The organism is Micromonospora sp. NPDC047548, assembly GCF_040642975.1.
Lineage (GTDB): Bacteria > Actinomycetota > Actinomycetes > Mycobacteriales > Micromonosporaceae > Micromonospora.
In genome coordinates this window covers 68,493-86,585 of sequence record NZ_JBEYTI010000003.1, presented here as the reverse complement: position 1 = coordinate 86,585, position 18,093 = coordinate 68,493, and the positions used below count along the sequence as shown (strand labels likewise).

Here is an 18,093-nt window from a genome sequence, read left to right as displayed (position 1 = left end):
GGACGGTGGCGATGGACCTCGGCGTGCTGCGCAGGTGGTGGCCCGTCGTCGCGGTGACCCTCCTGCTCGCCGCCGCGGCGCTCGCCGCCGGGCACTCCTCGATCGGCGCGAGCCGCATCCCGCCCGCCGCCGGCGACATCCCGTTCGTCCCGGAGTACCCCACCGCCGAGCCGGCCCCCTCTATCCCGGTTGAGCCGCGGACCAGCGCGGAAGCCACCCAGGCCGACATCCCGCAGTGGATCGCGACCGCGGCGATCGTCCTGCTGGGCCTGGCCATTCTGCTCGCCCTCGGCTACCTGGTGTGGACGCTGATCCGGGGCGCCCTGCGCCGGACCACCCGGGCCATCCCGGTCGCCCGCACCCGGCGTACCGCCGAGGGCACCGCCCGCGAGGTGGTCGCCGCCCTCGACGCCGGCCTGGTCGAGCTGGACGACGCCGACACCGACCCGCGCACCGCCGTGATCGCCTGCTGGGTCCGCCTGGAGGAGGCCGCCACCGAGGCCGGTGTGCCACGGCGTACCGGGGACACCCCGACCGACCTGGTCACCCGGCTGCTGCGGGGCGACCCGGCCGCCGGGGTGCCCGCCATCGCCAGCGCCGACGTGCTGGACGGGTTCGCCCACGTCTACCGCGAGGCCCGGTACGCCACCCACACGGTGGACGCCCGGATGCGTGACCAGGCCCGGGCGGCGCTGCGCCGGCTGCGCGGCGAACTGACCGCCCTCGCCACCGCCGCCGAGGAGGTGCCGGCGTGAGCGCGCGGACCGTCGGGCCGCGGGCGGTGCCGTCGTGACCGAGCGGACCGGCCTCGACGATCTGCTCAGCTTCGAGGAGGAGCGGGCACCGCATCCCGGCCGGCAGCGCGGCGGGCGGTCCCGGGCGGTGCTGCGTACCCTCGCGGTCGCCGCCGCCGTCACCGCGGTGGTCCTCGCCGTCCTGCGCGCGGTCGGCCTCCAGGTCTCGATCTGGATCGTGGTGGCGGGCGTGCTGGCGGTGCTTGCCGTCCGCCGGGTCACCGCCGCGCTCGCCCCGCCGCCCCCGCCCCGCGCCGGCGGGCGCGCCCCCGTCGGTGCGGAGCCCGACGCCTGGAACTGGGCCGCCCAGGATGCCCTGCGGACCGCCATCAACGGGTGGGAACGGCCCCTGGACTGGTCCTCGGGCAACCGGGAGCGGTTCAACGAGCGGGTCCTGCCGCGTCTGGGGGAGCTGGCCGACGAGCGGCTGCGCCAGCGCCACGGGCTGACCCGCGACTCCGACCCGGCCCGCGCCCGCACCCTGCTCGGGGAGCCGCTGTGGACGTTCCTCAGCATCCCCTCCCGCCGCCCCCCGTCGCCGCGCGACCTCGCGGCGATCGTCGCCGAACTGGAGAAACTCTGATGAACGACGTGGACCGGACCATCCCCGCCGCGGAGGTCGGCCACCTGGCCCGGGCGGTGCTGGACGCGGTCGGCACGGTCGTGGTCGGCAAGCGGGAGTCGCTGGAGCTGGTCCTCGCCGGCATCCTGGCCGGTGGGCACGTGCTGCTGGAGGACCTGCCGGGCCTGGGCAAGACGCTGACCGCGCGGTCCTTCGCGCAGGCCCTCGGGCTGGACTTCCGCCGCCTCCAGTTCACCCCCGACCTGCTGCCGGCCGACGTCACCGGCTCCTACCTCTACGACCAGCGCAGCGGCGACTTCTCCTTCCGCGCCGGCCCGCTCTTCACCAACCTGCTGCTCGCCGACGAGATCAACCGGACGCCGCCGAAGACCCAGTCGGCGCTGCTGGAGGCGATGCAGGAGAAGCAGGTCTCGGTCGAGGGCGTCACCTACCGGCTGGACGAACCGTTCCACGTGCTCGCCACCGCCAACCCGATCGAGTACGAGGGGACGTACCCGCTGCCCGAGGCGCAGCTGGACCGGTTCCTGCTGCGGGTGTCGTTCGGCTACCCGCAGCGCGAGGAGGAGTGGGACGTGCTGCGCCGCCGGATGGCCCGCCGCCGCGAGGAGGCCGAGATCAAACCGGTGGTCGACGCCGCCACGCTGCGCGCCATGCAGGCCGCGCTGGAGGACGTGGTGGTGGAGGACTCGATCGGCCGGTACATCGTCGACCTGACCGCGGCCACCCGCGAGCACCCGTCGGTGCTGGTCGGCGCCTCCCCGCGCGGCTCCCTGGCGCTGCTGCTGCTCTCCCGGGTCCGGGCGGTCTTCGCCGGCCGCGACTACGTGGTGCCGGAGGACGTCAAGGAGGTGGCCGCGCCGGCGCTCGCGCACCGGATCACGCTGCGGCCGGAGATGTGGTTGCGCCGGGTCGACCCGTCCTTCGTGGTCGGTGAGGTGCTGGCGCAGACGCCCGCCCCGGCCAGCGGCGCGCTGCCCAGCCACGCGGCCGGCCGGTCCGGGCACTGACGGCCGTGCCCACCGACGAAGGGCCGGAGCCGGCGGCGGGCTGGGCGCCCACCTGGGCGCTGGGCCGGGCGGTGCTGCTCACCGGGCTGCTGCTGATCGCCGCCGTGCTGCTCGGCCGGGTCGACCTGGTCGTGCTGGCCGCGCCGTTCGCGCTCGGCACCGCGTACGCGCTGCGCCGCCGGCCCACCGCCGCGCCGCAGTTGGAGATCCTCGCCGAGGACGCGCATCTGGTCGAGGGGGGCGCGCTGGCCGGTACGGTCAGCGTCGGCAACCCGGACACCGTCTCGTACGACGTGGCCGTGGTGCGGGCCCGCGTCTCGCGGTGGCTGCGCGTCGAGCGGGTCGGCTTCGGGGGTGCCGGCGTGGACGTGCGCCGCTCCGGCGGCGCGGACCGCCCCTTCGTCACCGCCATCCCGACGGGCACGGCGGTCGACCTGGAGCTGCACGGCACCGCGCTGCGCTGGGGGCGGCACCCGATCGGCCCGGCCGGCGCCCGGGTCGCCGCCGCCGACGGGCTGCTGGTCTCCCGGGCGGTGATCACCGAGCCGGTGCGGATGCGGGTCTATCCGGAGACCGAGCCGTTCGAGGCGGTGGAGGCGATGCCCCGGGCGGCCGGGCTGGTCGGCGCGCACCGCTCGCGCCGCCCCGGCGAGGGTGGCGAGTTGGCCGGCGTACGGGTCTTCGGGCCGGGAGACCGGCTGCGCCGCATCGACTGGCGGGTGTCGCTGCGGGCCCGGCAGCTGCATGTGGCGGCCACCCTCTCCGACCGGGACGCCGAGGTGGTGGTCCTGCTCGACGTGCTCGCCGAGGCGGGCCGCTCCGGCGGGGTGAAGGGCGCGGCGTCCGTGCTGGACACCACGGTCCGGGCCGCCGCCGCGATCGCCGAGCACTACCTGCACCGCGGCGACCGGGTGGCGATGCTGGAGTACGGGCCGGCGGCCCGCCGGCTGCGCCCGGCCACCGGTCGCCGGCAGTACCTGACGGTGCTGGAGTGGCTGCTCGACGTGCGGGCCGAGGCCTCCCTGCACGAGCCGTACGACCAGGTCTTCGGGCCGCAGGTGCTCTCCGTGGACGCGCTGGTGGTGGTGCTCACCCCGCTGCTGGACGAGCGGTCCGCGCAGATGCTGGCGCGGCTGGCCCGGGGCGGCCGGTTCGTGGTCGCGGTGGACACCCTGCCCACCGACCTCACCCCGCCCGGCGAGCGGGGCTGGGCGCCGGTGGCGTACCGGCTGTGGCGGCTGGACCGGGACACGATGATCGGCCAGCTCCGGGAGCACGGTGTGCCGGTGGTGCGCTGGGCCGGCGCGGGCAGCCTGGACCAGGTGCTGCGGGACGTGGCCCGGCTGGCCACCGCCCCGAGGGTGGGTGCCCGATGAAGGCGGTCATCGAACGGGTCGGGGCGCTGCGCTCGGCGGTCCACCGGGTGAGCCCGGCGTCGCTGCTGGTGCGCGCCGGCATCTTCCTCACGGTGCTGGTCGGCCTGCTGCTGGCGTACCCGGTCGAGATGTTCAGCGCGCGGGCGCTGCTCGCGCTCACGGTGGTGGCGGTGCTGCCGGCGGTCGCTCCGCGCCGCGGGTGGCCGACCTTCGCCGCCCTGGTCACCGTGGCTGGCTGGGTGGTCGCCTCCGCCGGGTACGACCGGCCGATCGCGCTCTGGCGGCTGCTCGCCGTGGCCGCGGCGCTCTATCTGGCGCACACCCTCTGCGCGCTCGCCGCGCTGCTGCCCTACGACGCGGTGGTCGACCCGGATCTGGTGCTGCGCTGGCTCACCCGGGCCGGGGCGGTGGTGCTCGCCACGGCCGTGGTCGGGGTGGTCCTGGCCTGGCTGGGTGAGATCGGCGGCGGTGCCGGGTTCCAGGCGGCGACGGTGGCCGGACTGTTGGTGGCGGTGGGGATGAGCGGGCTGTTGGGCTGGCTGCTGCGTCACAGATAACGGGACGATACGGGACGTTGCGCAGGTCACAGCGGTTGTGCTCGGTCACAGAAGGGGCTCTCGGACGGGATTAGCCGAGCCGCCCGGGGAAAGATAGATGATGTGAATCCGAAGCGGATCCTTGTCGTGGGTGCCGGGCACGTCGGCCTGTATGCCGCTCTGCGCCTGTCCAAGAAGCTGAGCTCCCGGGAGGCCGAGGTCGTCGTCGTCGACCCACAGCCGCACATGACCTACCAGCCGTTCCTCCCCGAGGCGGCGGCGGGCAACATCTCGCCCCGGCACTCCGTGGTGCCGCTGCGGCGGGAGTTGCGCAAGTGCAAGGTCGTGGCGGGTACGGTGACGCGGATCGACCACGCCCGCATGACGGCGGTGGTGCAGCCCATCAGCGGCCCCACCCGGGAGATCCGGTACGACCACGTCGTGGTGGCCCCCGGCGCGGTCTCCCGGACGCTGCCGATCCCCGGCCTGCACGAGCGCGGCATCGGCTTCAAGACCATCGGTGAGGCCATCTACCTGCGCAACCACGTGCTGAACCGGCTCGACGTGGCGGCCGTCACGCCGGACCCGGAGGTCCGCCGCTCGGCGCTCACCTTCACCTTCGTCGGCGGTGGCTACGCCGGCATCGAGGCGCTCGCCGAGATGGAGGACATGGCCCGGGACGCGCTGCGGTACTACCCGGAGCTCAAGCCCGAGGACATGCGCTGGGTGCTGGTCGAGGCCACCCAGCGGGTGCTGCCCGAGGTCGACCGGGACATGGGCGCCTACACCGTCCAGCAGTTGCTCAAGCGCAACATGGACATCCGCCTGGACACCCGGCTGGAGTCCTGCGTGGACGGTGTGGTCAAGCTTTCCGACGGCGACACCTTCCGGTCCGACACCATCGTGTGGACGGCCGGCGTGAAGCCCTCGCCGATGCTGGACAAGACCGACTTCCCGCGCGACGAGCGCCGGCGGGTCACCTGCCTGCCGACCCTTCAGATCGTCGACGGCGACCGGGTCGTCGAGGGCGCCTGGAGCGCTGGCGACTGCGCCGCCGTGCCGGACCTGACCAAGGAGCCGGGCAACTACTGCTCGCCGAGCGCCCAGCACGCGGTGCGCCAGGCGGGCCGGATGGCCGACAACATCGCAAACGTGGTCCGCGGTCGTGAGCCGGTCAACTACGTGCACAAGCACGCGGGCAGCGTGGCCAGCCTCGGCCTGCACAAGGGCGTCGCCCAGGTGTACGGCGTGAAGATGACCGGCTGGCCGGCCTGGTTCATGCACCGGACGTACCACATGAGCCGGATCCCGTCGGTCAACCGCAAGGTCCGGGTCGTGGTCGACTGGTCGCTGGCCTTGTTCCTCAAGCGTGAGGTGGTCGCCCTCGGCCAACTGCACGACCCTCGCGAGGAATTCGCCGAGGCGTCCAAGCCGGCCGGCGCCGGCCGCCGGGTCTGATCCCACTCGTCGCGAAGGGCCCTTCCCCGGACACGGGAGGGGCCCTTCGTCGTGGCCGGGTCTTCGTCGCCAGGACGGGTCATACCCGCCAGGTCCAGGCGTCGGCGATCCGGGTGCCCGGGCCGTAGAGCTGCACCAGGGTGCGTCGCAGGCTCTCCGCGTGCGGGGCGTCGTCGGTGAGTGCCACGCAGGAGGCGCCCCAGAAGTCGGCGTCCGCCCGGGCCTGCCGCCGCTGCTCCTCGCCGATCACCGGCTCGTCGCCCCGCCTCGCCACGTCGGCCAGCAGCGCGGAGGTGGGCTGCTTGTAGGTGCCCATCGCGGCCGTCCCGTCTCGGCCGTACGGGCCGATGAAGAAGCCCTCCGGGATGCCGAACGCGGCGTCGGCCGCCGCCGGCCAGCGCATCGGCCAGGGCTCCTTCGGGGTGGCCGCCGGCACCGGCACCAGCACGCCGCCGGGGCGTACGCACTCCCGCCAGTGGCCGCCGGTGATGAACTCGGGCAGCGCGGGACGCTCGGCCGTCGGCAGGGGAGCGGGGAAGACGGTGAGCAGCGCCGCCCCCACCGCGGCCGGGACCAACCGCCGGGCCCGGCCGGGCCGCCGCAGCGCGCGGTCCACCGCGAGCACCAGCAGGGTGCCGACCAGCGGCAGCAGGGTCAGCCCGAACCGCATCGGCAGCGCGCCGTCGACCACCGGCAGGCCGGCGAGCAGCGCGTACGGCCCGGGCACGGCGCTGCGGGCGCCGTCGTGCACCACCTCCGGGCCGAGCGACAGCGCGCCCATCCCCAGCGCGCCGGCGACGCAGGCCAGCGCCAGCGGCCGGCGTCCCAGCCAGAGCGCGCAGCCGGCGGTGACCAGCAGCAGGGGCAGGCCGAGGAAGGTGTTGTACTCGGCCGGGCCGGTGGTCAGCCGGGCCGACGAGTCGCTGCCGACCACCGACAGCGGGGAGATGGTCCACCAGCTGCGCAGGTCGGCCGAGAAGTAGTGCGGGCTGAACATCCCGTCGGCCACGCCCTGCGGCCCGGCGAACTGGAGCCACAGCGGGTAGCCGAGGACGAGCAGGGCCAGCCCGGCGGCGAGCATCAGGCCGCCGGCGAAGCCGGGCAGCGCCCGGCGCAGCAGCTCGCGGTCGGTCACCGCGTACGCGACGGCCATCACCAGCAGGGTGACCGCGGCGAGGAAGAGCACCTCCTCGCCGACGAAGACCTGCGCGGTGACGACGGCGGCCAGGCCCACCGCCGAGGTGACCAGCCGGCGCCGGTCCGGCCGGTCCAGCGACGCCGGTCCCGGGTCGGCCGCCCGCAGCAGCCGGACGACCAGCCAGACGATCACCGGGACCAGCCACTGCGCGGTCATGTGCAGGTGGCTGTTGGACTGGGAGACCATGCCCGGCCCGAAGCCGCAGAGCCCGGCGCCGAGCGCGGCGGCGAGCCGGCGGGCGCGCAGCGTACGGGTGAAGAGCAGGTACCAGGCGACGGCGGTGCCGGCGAGGTTCACCCCGGCCAGCAGGGCGAAGGTGACCGGCGCGCCGAAGAGCAGGGTGACCGGGGCGAGGAGCACGCCGAGCGCGATGACCGTGGTGTTGGTCATCAGGTTCACCCCGTCCGGGCTGTTGAGCCGGTCGGTGAGCAGGCCGAAGTCGCCGAGCACGACCCGCGAGTCGACCGCCAGGAACCACTCGTAGAGGGTCTGGTCCTCCGGGTTGAGCGCCAGCACCCGGCCGGTCGGGTCGGGCCAGAGGCCTTGGGTGAGCCAGCCGGCGAGCAGGACGAATGCGAGGCCGACGAGCAGGTCGGCGCGGTGCCGGGCGGCAAAGGCCCACCAGCGGGGGACGCGGGATCCGGGCGCGGCCGGCTCGGCGAGGCCGACAGCCAGATCACGGTCGGGGTCGGACGCCGTACGGGCTGCGCTGGTCACGGGCTCGACCCTAGTGCGGCACCCGTGGCGGGGTACGTCGGGTTGCCGGTGAACGGTTACGGTGACAGGGCACTGTCGCGTGTCGGCGCGCCGGTGCCGCCCGCCCGGGTGGTGGAACGGCAGACACGGCCGCCTTAAAAGCGGCTGCCGAAAGGCGTGCGGGTTCGACCCCCGCCCCGGGCACACTCTCAGCTTTCCCTCAGCCGGGTCATGAACGCGTGGTTCGCCCCGTCCGTCTACCCTTGTAGGCACGTCGAGCGTGCGACGACCCCCTGAGGGAGGCCTGAGAAGTGAAGACCTCGAACCCGGTGCTCGCCCGGCTCGGCCAGGCGGCCGAGCGGGAGCGTTCCGCCGGGTACGCCCCGCCCGGGCAGTACGGCTACGGCCAGCCCGGCATTCCCCAGCAGTATCCCGGTCAGCCCGGCTCCCCGGTGGCCCCGGCCGCCGGGGCGATGTCCATCGACGACGTGGTCGTCAAGACCGTCGCGCTCCTGGGCATCCTCGGCGTCTCCGCCGCGGCCGCCTGGGTGCTGGTGCCGGACACGATGATCCGCACCGCATGGATCGGCGCCGCGATGGTCGGCCTGGTCCTCGGCCTGATCATCTCCTTCTCCCGGATCGCGAACCCGGCGCTGGTCGTCGCGTACGCCGTGGTCGAGGGCGCCTTCGTCGGCCTGGTCAGCAAGGCGTACGAGACCGCCTACGAGGGCATCGTGCTCCAGGCCGTGGTGGCCACCTTCGGTGTCTTCTTCGTGATGGCCATGCTCTACAAGGTGAAGGCCATCCGGGCGACCCCGAAGTTCGTCAAGGGCATGGTCGCCGTGATGGCCGGCCTCTTCGCCGTCATGATGATCAACTTGGTGCTCGCGCTCTTCGGTGTCAACACCGGCCTGCGCGGCGGTGGCCCGCTGGCCATCGGCTTCAGCCTGGTCTGCATCGTGGTCGCCTCGCTGAGCTTCGTGCTCAGCTTCAAGGAGGTCGAGGACGGCGTCCGGATGGGGCTGCCGCAGCGTTACTCCTGGACGGCCGCGTTCGGCATCGTGGTCAGCCTGGTCTGGCTCTACCTGGAGCTGCTCCGGCTGATCAGCTACTTCCAGGGCGACGACTGACCGTCGGAGCCCCTCGGCGCCCGCCACCGCGACCCGCGGCGGCGGGCGCCGTCGTTTCCGGGCCGGCCGTTCGCCACGCGCCACGACCGGCGCCGGCCGCCGCACCCGCGCCCGGCCGTTTCCCCGCCGCCGGCGGGCCGTGCCGTTTCGCCGCCGCCGGCGGGCTGTCCCGTTTCGCCGCCGCCGGCGGGCCGTGCGGGGCAGAGTGACACCAGGGGTACGCCCCGGCGAGGAGGTGGCGGGTGCGCAGCGCCAACCCGGTTCTGGACCGGCTGGACGACACCAGCCGTGAGCACCGGCTGCCCGGGGCGGGCGGTGCGGAGGCGGTGACCCTCGACGACGTGGTGGTCCGCACCGTCGGGCTGCTGCTGCTCACCGGGGCCACCGCGGCGGTGGCCTGGGCGGTCGTGCCCCAGGCGTTGTGGGTCCCGGCCGCGCTGGCCGGCACCGCCCTGGCCGGCATCGCGCTGGTCCTGGTGATCTCGCTGCGCGGCATCACCCACCCGGCCCCGATCATCGGGTACGCCCTGCTCCAGGGGGTGCTGCTCGGGGTGGCCAGCCGGGCGTTCGAGCTGGTCTACCCCGGCATCGTGGTGCAGGCGGTGATCGGCACGTTCGGGGTGTTCCTCGGGATGGGGGTGCTCTACCGGGCGCGGCTGGTCCGGGCCACGCCGCGACTGGCCCGCCTGGTGATCGGCACGCTGATCGGGCTGCTCGCGGTCACCCTGGTCAACCTGGTCTTCCGGCTGTTCACCGGCCGGCAGGGGGTGGAGATCTACGGCAGCATCTCCGGCCGGGTCGGCTGGCTGGCGTACGTCTTCTCGGTGGTGGCGATCATCGCCGGAGCGTTCAGCTTCATCCTCGACTTCGACCAGGTGGAGCGGTCGGTCCGCACCGGCCTGCCCCGCCGGTACGCCTGGCTGTGCGCCTTCGGGCTGTTGGTCGGGCTGATCTTCCTGTACTGGCAGATCCTGCGGCTGTTGAGTTACCTGCGCCGGTGAGCGGGGGCGGGCCGGCCCGGCCCGGCCGTAGACTCGGCGGCGATGAGCGCAGCGGAGTTGGACCGGGCGGTGGAGTTGCTGGTCCGTCAGGTGGGGCACTGGCAGCAGCCGCGGTGGGCGGCGGTGGCCGAGGGGGGCAACGTGTCCCGCGCCGACCTGGTGCACCGGCTGGTGCAGGAGCTGGCCAACCTCGGCGCGGACGCCGAGGGTGAGCCGCGTCGGGGCGTACCCCGGTTGGACAACGACCTGGCGCTGGTCGACCAGGTCCGGGTGACTGCGGCCGACCTGGTCGCGGCCGGGCCGCCGGACGCGGTGCTGGCCCGGGCCGCCGCCGAGGTGGCGGCGACCCGATCCGCGCTCTAGGCGGTGCCGCGGCTCAGCTGAGCCGCTCCAGCACCATCGCCATGCCCTGGCCGCCGCCGACGCACATCGTCTCCAGGCCGATGGTCTTGTCGTGCCACTCCAGGGCGTTGAGCAGGGTGCCGGTGATCCGGGCGCCGGTCATGCCGAACGGGTGGCCGACGGCGATCGCGCCGCCCATCACGTTCACCTTCTCCTCCGGGATGCCGAGCTGCCGGTAGGAGGGGATCACCTGGGCGGCAAACGCTTCGTTGATCTCGACCAGGTCGACGTCGTCGACGGTCATGCCGGCCCGCTTGAGGGCCTGCCTGGACGCCTCGACCGGGCCGAGGCCCATGATCTCGGGGGACAGGGCGGTGACGCCGGTGGAGACGATCCGGGCCAGCGGGGTGAGCCCGAGGTCCTGCGCGCGTTGGGCGCTCATGACCACCACGGCGGCGGCGCCGTCGTTCAGCGGGCAGCAGTTGCCGGCGGTGATCCGGCCGTCGGGGCGGAAGACCGGCTTCAGCCCGGCGACCGCCTCCAGGGTGACCCCGGCGCGCGGCCCGTCGTCGGCGCCGACGACGGTGCCGTCCGGCGTGGTGACCGGGGTGATCTCGCGGGCCCAGAAGCCGTCGGCGATCGCCTTCTCGGCGAGGTTCTGGCTGCGGACGCCGAACGCGTCCATGTCCTCGCGGGTCACGTCGTACACCTGGGCCAGGTTCTCGGCGGTCTGCCCCATGGCCAGGTAGATGTCGGGGAGGCGGCCGGCCTCGCGGGGGTCGGTCCACATCACGGCGCCACCCGCCGCGCGGGCCTTCGAGCGCTCCTGCGCCTCGGCGAACCGCGGGTTCTCCCAGCCGCCGCCGACCAGCGCCTGGGCCTCCGGGGGCAGGGTGTCGGAGTTGCCCCGGGCGTACCGGGAGACCATCTCGACGCCGGCGGAGATGAAGACGTCGCCCTCGCCGGCGCGGATCGCGTGCATCGCCATCCGGGTGGTCTGCAGCGAGGAGGCGCAGTAGCGGGTCAGGGTGGCGCCGGGCAGGCCGTCCAGCCCCATCAGGGTGGCGACCACCCGGGCCATGTTGAAGCCCTGCTCGCCGCCGGGCAGGCCGCACCCGAGGTAGAGGTCCTCGATCTCGGTCGGATCGAGGTCGGGGACCTTGTCCAGCGCGGCCTGGACGATGGTGGCGGCGAGGTCGTCCGGGCGGACCTCGCGCAGCGAACCCTTGAACGCGCGACCGATGGGGGACCGGGCGGTGGCGACGATGACGGCGTCGCGGGACGACTCAATCGGCATGAACCAACGTTAACTCGCCAGTAACTTGGCGGGGAAGCGGCGCGGGCGGCGGGAAATGTCACCCTGCGGCGTGCCGTCCCGCCGGCTGCTCAGTGGCGGGAGGCGGTGGTGGCCGCCGCGGCCACCGCCGGCAGCAGGGCGTGCGCCCAGACCCGGTACCCGTCGGCGGAGGGGTGGAAGCCGTCGGGGCAGAGCGTCCCGGCGTCGGCGCGGAACACCGGCCCGGTCTCCGTGCCCAGGTCGACCACCGCGCCGCCGGCGCCGAGCACCGCGACGGTCTGGGCGCGGGCGATCCGCCGCCCCGACCAGCCGAGCACCTGCCGCAGCGGCTGCGCGGCGGCGCGCACCGCGCCCAGGTCCGGGCAGGTGCCGACCACCACCTCCACCCGCGCCTCGCGCAGCCGGCGCACCGCCGCGCCGAGGTACGCCGCGGCCTCCCCCGGTCGGCGCATCGCGGTGGCGTCGTTGGCGCCGATCAGGACCACCGCCACGTCGGGGCGCTCGCCGAGCAGCGCCCGGGCCACCTGGGTGGCCAGGTCGGTGGAGCGGGAGCCGGAGACCCCCACGCTGGAGAGGTGCACCTGCCGCCCGGTCGGCCCCTCGGTCAGCAGGTGGGCCAACTGGCCGCCGACGGTCTCGTCGAGGCGTTCCACCCCGACGCCGAGCGCCGAGGAGTCGCCGAGCAGCACCAGCCGCAGCGGCGGGGCACCGGCCCGGCCGACCGTGGCGCGCAGCGCCAGGCCGAGTTCCGGCTGGGCGTAGCTTCGGTTGCGGGCCGCGACGGCCTGCCCGGCGAGCACCGCCGCGCCGCCGATGGTGCCCGCGACCAGGGAGAAGGCCGCCGCCTTGCCCAGCCGGACGGCCAGCTCCGCGCCGACGCCGCGTTCGGTCATGACGACACCTCCCCGTGCCGGACACCGCGCCGGCATGCCGGCCCCCGGCTGCGGTCGGCATGGGGCTCGGCCGCGTCGCGCCCGATGGTTCGCTCGCTCATGCCGATCCCTCCAGTGTGGGTGAGTCGGTGGCGGGACCTGGTTGCGGCACCGCGCCGACGCCGAAGAACGCCCGCCGGCGCAGTTGCGCCCAGCGGCCGGCCGGTCCGCGGTCGCGGCCCCGGACCTGGGTGCCGCTGACCTCCGTGCCGGCGTGTCGGGCCGCCTCCTGAGCGGCCTTCGGCAGCGACCGTACGCCCTCGCCCCGGCCCAGGACCACCGGCCTGCGCTCCGGCCCGGCGCCAAGCGCCGAGATCACGGTGGGCAGCAGCGCTGCGGCGGCCACCGCGTACCCCTCCGCGGAGGGATGGAACCGGTCCCAGGCGAACATCCGGGTCGGTTCGGCGACGAACCGGGGACCGAGCATGTCGCCGAGGGAGACCGTCCAGCCGCCCGCCTCGACCACCGCCACCGTCTGGGCGGCGGCCAGTTGCCGGCTCCACCGCCGGGCCAGCCAGCGCAGCGGCGGCTGGATCGGCTCGATCGCGCCGAGGTCGGGGCAGGTGCCGACGACCACCTCGCAGCCGGCGGCCCGCAGCGCGCGGACCGCGTCGACCAGGTAGCGCACCGCCAGCCCGGGCGGGGTGCGGTTGGTGACGTCGTTGCCGCCGATCAGGATCACCGCGACGTCCGGGTCGCACTCCAGCGCCGACTCGACCTGCGGCTTCAGCCCGGCGGAGAGCGAGCCCACCACGGCGAAGCGGTGCACCCGGACCGGCCGGTGCAGCCGTCGGGACAGCCCGGTGGCGAGCAGCGCCCCCAGGGTCTCGCGGCGCCGGTGCACGCCGTAGCTGGCCGCCGACGAGTCGCCGAGCACCACCATGGTCAGCGGCGAACCGGGGCACTTGGCGCCGTAGACGCCGTCGCAGCGTGGCGGGGGCGCCTCCGCCATCGGGATGGTGCGCCGGGCCTGGCGGGCCTGACCGAGCAGCACCCCGCCGGTCGCGACGAACGCCGCCGCGGTGGCGCCCGTGCCGATCGCCGCCATCCGGGCGATCCGCCGGGCCCGCTGCCAGCGCGGACCAACCGGTACGACGGAACCAGCCACCCCCATACCGCCACGTTATCGCGCCGGCCCGACACGCCGCTCTCCTGGTGACGGCTGGTTCGTGGCTGGGCAGTGACCGTTCTCTGGGTACCTGTCCGGTGACGGCCACGGGGCGACGGGCCCCGGGCCGCAGGTCGCGGCGGGCTTGCGCCCCCGCGTCACGCTGGTCAGGCGGAAAGGGGTTGGACTGATGGGCAAGACGTTGAAGCGGAGCGCGGCGTTCACCGCGCTGGCCCGGGCACTGGCAGCGGGCGCCCGGGGTGGCCCTTCGCTGGGCGCCCGGCTGCGGGCGCTGCCCCGGATGATCAGGGCGACCGCCCGGGGCGAGTACGACGGGGGCCTCCGGCTGGCCCTGATGGGCGCGGCGACGGCGTACATCGTCTCCCCGATCGACCTGCTGCCGGAGCTGCCGCTGGCGGTCTTCGGGCTGGCCGACGACGCGGTCATGGTCACCTGGCTGGCCGGCAGCGTGCTGGCGGAGACCGAGCGCTTCCTGGAGTGGGAGACGCGTCGTAGCTCCGTCATCCCCGGGCAGGTGATCCCCTGACGGCACGTACCCTGGGCGACACACGAAACGTCTGCCCGGCCGCCGCTGCCGGCGCCGCAACGAAGGGCACAACGAGGTGCAGTACTACGACAATGTCGTCGAGTTGATCGGCAACACCCCGCTGGTACGGCTGCGCAACGTCACCGAGGGCATCCAGGCCACCGTGCTGGCGAAGGTGGAGTACCTCAACCCGGGCGGTTCGGTGAAGGACCGGATCGCGCTGCGGATGGTGGAGGACGCCGAGGCCGCGGGCATCCTGAAGCCGGGCGGCACCATCGTCGAGCCGACCAGCGGCAACACCGGCGTCGGGCTGGCCCTGGTGGCGCAGCTCAGGGGCTACAAGTGTGTCTTCGTCTGCCCGGACAAGGTCAGCCAGGACAAGCAGGACGTGCTGCGCGCGTACGGCGCCGAGGTGGTGGTCTGCCCGACCGCCGTCGCGCCGGAGGACCCGCGCTCCTACTACAACGTCTCCGACCGGCTGGCCCGGGAGATCCCCGGCGCCTGGAAGCCCAACCAGTACAGCAACCCGGCCAACCCGCGCTCGCACTACGAGACGACCGGCCCGGAGCTGTGGAAGCAGACCGAGGGCGGGCTGACCCACTTCGTGGCCGGCGTCGGCACCGGCGGCACCATCTCCGGCATCGGCCGCTACCTCAAGGAGGCCTCCGAGGGCCGGGTCCGGGTCATCGGTGCGGACCCGGAGGGCTCGGTCTACTCCGGCGGCACCGGCCGGCCGTACCTGGTCGAGGGGGTCGGCGAGGACTTCTGGCCGGAGACGTACGACCGGGGCGTCACCGACGAGATCATCGAGGTCTCGGACAAGGCCTCGTTCGAGATGACCCGGCGGCTGGCCCGCGAGGAGGGGCTGCTGGTCGGCGGCTCCTGCGGCATGGCCGTGGTGGCCGCCCTGGAGGTGGCCCGCAAGGCCGGCCCGGACGATGTGGTCGTCGTGCTGCTGCCGGACAGCGGCAAGGGCTACCTGTCGAAGATCTTCAGCGACAGCTGGATGGCCCGGTACGGCTTCCTGGACAACTCGGGCACCGAGCCGACCGTTGCCGACGCGCTCGCGAGCAAGCCGGGCGGCCTGCCCGAGCTGGTGCACGTGCACCCCACCGAGACGGTCCGCGACGCGATCGACTACATGCGCGAGTACGGCGTCTCGCAGCTGCCGGTGCTCAAGGCCGAGCCGCCGGTGGTGACCGGTGAGGTGGCCGGGTCGATCGCCGAGAAGGACCTACTCGACGCGCTCTTCACCGGCCAGGCGCACCTGCACGACACCATCGAGCGGCACATGGCTGAGCCGCTGCCGATGATCGGTGGCGGTCAGCCGGTGAGCGAGGCGGTCGGCCTGCTGGAGAAGTCCGACGCCGCGCTGGTGCTGGTCGACGGCAAGCCCAAGGGCGTGCTCACCCGGCAGGACCTGCTCGCTCACCTCGGGGCGCGCTGAGCCGACCACACCGACGAGGCCCCTTCCCCGGAGGGGCCTCGTCGCGTCGCGACCCCCAGGTCGACTTCGCCGACAGCGGACACAGCCGGCCGGGCGCGTGAGTCTCGCGGAATCGTCGAGGTGGCGTCGACGAGCAGTACAGCCCGCGAGTTGCCGGTGTGCCGGCCCGGCTGCCGGCGCTACGACAGCGGCCGGGTGTACCGCAGCTGGGGCGTGAGCGTGCCGCCGATCTCCTCGTCGCGCGTCACCCCGTCGGGCGTCCAGCCGCCGCGTTCGTAGAACCGCCGGGCGGGCGCGTTCTGCCCGAGCACCCAGAGCGCCGCCCGCCGCCAGCACCGCGCCCGCATCGTGGCCAGCGCGTCGATCATCAGCCCGCGGCCCACGCCCCGCCCGCGTTCGGCCGGTTCCAGGTGGATCGCGCAGAGCAGCCCGGTCGTCGGGTCACCCTCGTCGTCCGGGCCGACATAGCTGAAGCCGACCAGCTTCCCGTCGCGTTCGGCGACGGTCATCAGGTGGGTGTCCCGCTCCCAGGACCACCGCTCCGTCCAGTACCGCCCCATCGCCTCCGGCGTCGGCTCGGCCAGCGATTCCGATGGCAGGAAGGACGAGTACGCCGCCACCCGGGAGCGCTGGTGCAGGGCGCCGACCCCCATCAGGTCGTCCGGGACGGCGCGGCGGAGGATGATCGTCACCCGGCCGAGGCTACCCGCCGGGGCGGGACCTGCACGGTGGTCAGGTCCTCGGCGATCACCAGGTCTCCGGTGAAGTGTTCCCGGGCCTCGTCGGCGAAGCGGCGCGGGTCGGCGTACCGCTGGGAGAAGTGGGTGAGCACGAGGCGGCGTACCCCGGACTCGGCCGCCACCCGCGCGGCCTGGCCTGCGGTCAGGTGGCCGACCTCGGCGGCCAGGGCGGCCTCCGACTCCAGGAAGGTCGACTCGATGACCAGCAGGTCGGCGTGTTCGGCGAGCGCGTACACCCCGTCGCAGAGGCCGGTGTCCATCACGAAGGCGAACCGCTGGCCCGGTCGGGTCACGGTCACCTCGTCCCGGGTGACGCGGCGTCCGTCCAGGTCGAGGTGGCCGACGCGGAGCAGCTCGCCGACCGCCGGCCCCGCGATGCCGTACGCGGACAGCTTCTCCGGCAGCATCCGGCAGCCGTCCGGCTCGACCAGCCGGTAGCCGTACGTCTCGATCGGGTGCCGCAGCCGGCGCGCCTCCAGCGTGCCCACGCCGAGGGTGATCCGCTGCCCGTCGGCCTCGATCGGCTCGACGCGCAGCTCGGCGGTCTCGTGGAAGCTCGACGCGTGCCGCAGCCGGGCGAAGTACTCGGCGCCGCCGACCGGGAAGTGCACCGCCACCGGATGCGGCACCCGGTCCAGGGAGAGCCGCTGGATGGTGCCGGGCAGGCCGAGGCAGTGGTCGCCGTGGAAGTGGGTGACGCAGATCCGGGTCAGGTCGGTGGCGGTGACCCCGGTGTGCAGCAGCTGCCGCTGGCTGCCCTCGCCCGGGTCGAAGAGGATCACCTCGTCGTCCCAGCGCAGCACGTAGCCGTTGTGGTTGCGGTGCCGGGTGGGGGCCTGGCTGGCCGTCCCGAGCACCACCAGCTCGCGCATGGACAAAGTAGCCTCCCCGGGCTGAGCTGACCGGTCCGGCTCCGCCGGACATGAAGCGACCCCCGGGGCTTCCGCGCTCGCGCGCGGGCCGGCTGGACTGGGCCGGCACCCCGGGGGTCGGGTGGCTGTCGTGGATTCGCCGCACCGCTGCCACACGGTCTCGACGATGGTGCCTGTGTCCGCCTCGCGGCGGACGGATTTCACTGTCGAGGACAGCGGCTAGCGGACAGCCACCTCACGAGTCCGATTGCTATACAAGTCTGGACCACCTCCTTTCCCGTGTACGGCCACGCTATCGACTCCCCGGGGGCACCGGCAACGGATTTCGATCACCGGCCCGGAACGTCAGGTCGGTCAGCCGGCGGTACGGGCCACGCCGACCGGGCAGCTCAGCCCGTTGGGGCCGTGGTTGCAGTACCCGTTCGGATTTTTCGTCGGGGCGAGGTACTGCTGGTGGTAGTCCTCGGCGAAGTAGTAGTCACCGAGCGCAGCGATCTCCGTGGTGATCTCGCCCTTGCCGGCCCGCGCCACGATCGGCGCGAATGCGTCCCGGGACGCCTGCGCGGTGGCCAGCTGCTCGTCGGTGGTGGTGTAGATCGCCGAGCGGTACTGGGTGCCGACGTCGTTGCCCTGGCGCATGCCCTGAGTCGGGTCGTGGTTCTCCCAGAAGACCTTGAGCAGGTCCTCGTAGCTGATCTTGTTGGGGTCGTAGACCACCTGGACCACCTCGGCGTGCCCGGTCATCCCCGAGCAGACCTCCTCGTACGTCGGGTTCGGCGTGCTGCCGCCCGCGTAGCCGGCGGAGGTCGTGATCACCCCGGGCAGGGTCCAGAACAGCCGCTCGGCACCCCAGAAGCAGCCCATCCCGAAGACGGCGACCCGGGAACCCTCCGGGAACGGGCCCTTCAGCGACGACGGCAGCACCTCGTGCCGGTCACCGATCGGCATCGCGATCGAGCGACCCGGCAGGGCCTGGTCGGAGGTGGGCAGCTCGGCCTTCATCCGGCGAAGGAACACGGTGGGACTCCT

Annotated in this window: 18 protein-coding genes and 1 tRNA gene; 12 read left to right on the top strand and 7 right to left on the bottom strand. The window is 74.1% G+C overall.

Going from position 1 to position 18,093, the window contains the following annotated elements:
* Nucleotides 1-11: 11 nt before the first annotated feature.
* The 6 genes from ABZ807_RS03845 (at nt 12) to ABZ807_RS03820 (ending at nt 5,754) form a co-directional block, all read left to right on the top strand.
* Entirely contained in the window at nt 12-755 is a 744-nt protein-coding gene (locus tag ABZ807_RS03845) for a DUF4129 domain-containing protein (RefSeq protein ID WP_357153053.1), read from the top strand.
* 61 nt (nt 756-816) lie between these two features.
* The gene (locus ABZ807_RS03840; protein WP_357153050.1) at nt 817-1,377 is read left to right on the top strand and encodes a hypothetical protein; all 561 of its coding nucleotides are present in this window, start codon (nt 817-819) and stop codon (nt 1,375-1,377) included.
* A complete protein-coding gene (locus ABZ807_RS03835; protein ID WP_357152452.1) occupies nt 1,377-2,384 on the top strand; it encodes a MoxR family ATPase in 1,008 nt (335 codons plus the stop codon). Before ABZ807_RS03840 ends, ABZ807_RS03835 begins: the two co-directional genes overlap by 1 nt.
* Entirely contained in the window at nt 2,381-3,760 is a 1,380-nt protein-coding gene (locus ABZ807_RS03830; protein ID WP_357153047.1) for a DUF58 domain-containing protein, read from the top strand. The genes ABZ807_RS03835 and ABZ807_RS03830 overlap by 4 nt, the downstream gene beginning before the upstream one ends.
* Entirely contained in the window at nt 3,757-4,317 is a 561-nt protein-coding gene (locus ABZ807_RS03825) for a hypothetical protein (RefSeq protein ID WP_357152449.1), read from the top strand. The genes ABZ807_RS03830 and ABZ807_RS03825 overlap by 4 nt, the downstream gene beginning before the upstream one ends.
* Nucleotides 4,318-4,419: 102 nt before the next feature.
* Nucleotides 4,420-5,754: an NAD(P)/FAD-dependent oxidoreductase gene (locus tag ABZ807_RS03820; protein WP_357152446.1), complete on the top strand. Its 1,335-nt coding sequence runs from the start codon at nt 4,420-4,422 to the stop codon at nt 5,752-5,754.
* Between the two features lie 79 nt (nt 5,755-5,833).
* On the opposite strand, the gene ABZ807_RS03815 is transcribed toward ABZ807_RS03820, so the two are convergent.
* Nucleotides 5,834-7,669, bottom strand: coding sequence for a hypothetical protein (locus tag ABZ807_RS03815; protein WP_357152443.1), 1,836 nt, complete (start codon nt 7,667-7,669; stop codon nt 5,834-5,836).
* Between the two features lie 102 nt (nt 7,670-7,771).
* On the opposite strand from ABZ807_RS03815, the gene ABZ807_RS03810 reads away from it, so the two are divergent.
* The 4 genes from ABZ807_RS03810 to ABZ807_RS03795 all read left to right on the top strand — a co-directional run bounded on the left by ABZ807_RS03810 (nt 7,772) and on the right by ABZ807_RS03795 (nt 10,142).
* A tRNA-Leu gene (locus tag ABZ807_RS03810) sits at nt 7,772-7,852 on the top strand.
* A gap of 107 nt (nt 7,853-7,959) precedes the next feature.
* Nucleotides 7,960-8,778: a Bax inhibitor-1/YccA family protein gene (locus tag ABZ807_RS03805; protein WP_357152441.1), complete on the top strand. Its 819-nt coding sequence runs from the start codon at nt 7,960-7,962 to the stop codon at nt 8,776-8,778.
* Nucleotides 8,779-9,020: 242 nt separating this feature from the next.
* Nucleotides 9,021-9,779, top strand: a complete 759-nt coding sequence (locus tag ABZ807_RS03800) for a Bax inhibitor-1/YccA family protein (RefSeq protein WP_357152438.1) — start codon at nt 9,021-9,023, stop codon at nt 9,777-9,779.
* A gap of 42 nt (nt 9,780-9,821) precedes the next feature.
* Entirely contained in the window at nt 9,822-10,142 is a 321-nt protein-coding gene (locus ABZ807_RS03795; RefSeq protein WP_357152435.1) for a hypothetical protein, read from the top strand.
* A 13-nt stretch (nt 10,143-10,155) separates the two neighbouring features.
* Here the strand turns inward: ABZ807_RS03795 and ABZ807_RS03790 are convergent, their stop codons facing one another.
* The 3 genes from ABZ807_RS03790 to ABZ807_RS03780 all read right to left on the bottom strand — a co-directional run bounded on the left by ABZ807_RS03790 (nt 10,156) and on the right by ABZ807_RS03780 (nt 13,464).
* A complete protein-coding gene (locus tag ABZ807_RS03790; RefSeq protein WP_357152432.1) occupies nt 10,156-11,418 on the bottom strand; it encodes an acetyl-CoA C-acetyltransferase in 1,263 nt (420 codons plus the stop codon).
* A gap of 89 nt (nt 11,419-11,507) precedes the next feature.
* The gene (locus ABZ807_RS03785; protein WP_357152431.1) at nt 11,508-12,311 is read right to left on the bottom strand and encodes an SGNH/GDSL hydrolase family protein; all 804 of its coding nucleotides are present in this window, start codon (nt 12,309-12,311) and stop codon (nt 11,508-11,510) included.
* A 97-nt stretch (nt 12,312-12,408) separates the two neighbouring features.
* Entirely contained in the window at nt 12,409-13,464 is a 1,056-nt protein-coding gene (locus tag ABZ807_RS03780; RefSeq protein ID WP_357152428.1) for an SGNH/GDSL hydrolase family protein, read from the bottom strand.
* A gap of 184 nt (nt 13,465-13,648) precedes the next feature.
* Here ABZ807_RS03780 and ABZ807_RS03775 point away from each other — a divergent pair, with 184 nt between their 5' ends.
* Complete coding sequence (locus tag ABZ807_RS03775; protein ID WP_357152425.1) at nt 13,649-14,005, top strand: YkvA family protein; 357 nt, start codon at nt 13,649-13,651, stop codon at nt 14,003-14,005.
* Between the two features lie 76 nt (nt 14,006-14,081).
* Nucleotides 14,082-15,452 carry a cystathionine beta-synthase gene (locus ABZ807_RS03770; RefSeq protein ID WP_357152423.1) on the top strand — a complete coding sequence of 457 codons (1,371 nt, stop codon included), beginning with the start codon at nt 14,082-14,084 and terminating at the stop codon, nt 15,450-15,452.
* 179 nt (nt 15,453-15,631) lie between these two features.
* On the opposite strand, the gene ABZ807_RS03765 is transcribed toward ABZ807_RS03770, so the two are convergent.
* From ABZ807_RS03765 to msrA, 3 genes are all read right to left on the bottom strand, one after another.
* The gene (locus ABZ807_RS03765; protein ID WP_357152420.1) at nt 15,632-16,144 is read right to left on the bottom strand and encodes a GNAT family N-acetyltransferase; all 513 of its coding nucleotides are present in this window, start codon (nt 16,142-16,144) and stop codon (nt 15,632-15,634) included.
* Entirely contained in the window at nt 16,141-17,070 is a 930-nt protein-coding gene (locus ABZ807_RS03760; RefSeq protein WP_357152417.1) for a ribonuclease Z, read from the bottom strand. Before ABZ807_RS03760 ends, ABZ807_RS03765 begins: the two co-directional genes overlap by 4 nt.
* Nucleotides 17,071-17,418: 348 nt before the next feature.
* On the bottom strand, nt 17,419-18,081 hold the full coding sequence (gene msrA / locus ABZ807_RS03755) for a peptide-methionine (S)-S-oxide reductase MsrA (RefSeq protein WP_357152415.1): 663 nt from the start codon (nt 18,079-18,081) through the stop codon (nt 17,419-17,421).
* Nucleotides 18,082-18,093 lie beyond the last annotated feature (12 nt).

What these genes read in the sequence shown, in the direction of transcription:
- ABZ807_RS03845 (WP_357153053.1), top strand. Translation starts at nt 12, where the DNA reads ATGGACCTCGGCGTGCTGCGCAGGTGGTGGCCCGTCGTCGCGGTGACC.
- ABZ807_RS03835 (WP_357152452.1), top strand. Translation starts at nt 1,377, where the DNA reads ATGAACGACGTGGACCGGACCATCCCCGCCGCGGAGGTCGGCCACCTG.
- ABZ807_RS03825 (WP_357152449.1), top strand. Translation starts at nt 3,757, where the DNA reads ATGAAGGCGGTCATCGAACGGGTCGGGGCGCTGCGCTCGGCGGTCCAC.
- ABZ807_RS03795 (WP_357152435.1), top strand. Translation starts at nt 9,822, where the DNA reads ATGAGCGCAGCGGAGTTGGACCGGGCGGTGGAGTTGCTGGTCCGTCAG.
- ABZ807_RS03790 (WP_357152432.1), bottom strand. Translation starts at nt 11,418, where the DNA reads ATGCCGATTGAGTCGTCCCGCGACGCCGTCATCGTCGCCACCGCCCGG.
- ABZ807_RS03785 (WP_357152431.1), bottom strand. Translation starts at nt 12,311, where the DNA reads ATGACCGAACGCGGCGTCGGCGCGGAGCTGGCCGTCCGGCTGGGCAAG.
- ABZ807_RS03780 (WP_357152428.1), bottom strand. Translation starts at nt 13,464, where the DNA reads ATGGGGGTGGCTGGTTCCGTCGTACCGGTTGGTCCGCGCTGGCAGCGG.
- ABZ807_RS03775 (WP_357152425.1), top strand. Translation starts at nt 13,649, where the DNA reads ATGGGCAAGACGTTGAAGCGGAGCGCGGCGTTCACCGCGCTGGCCCGG.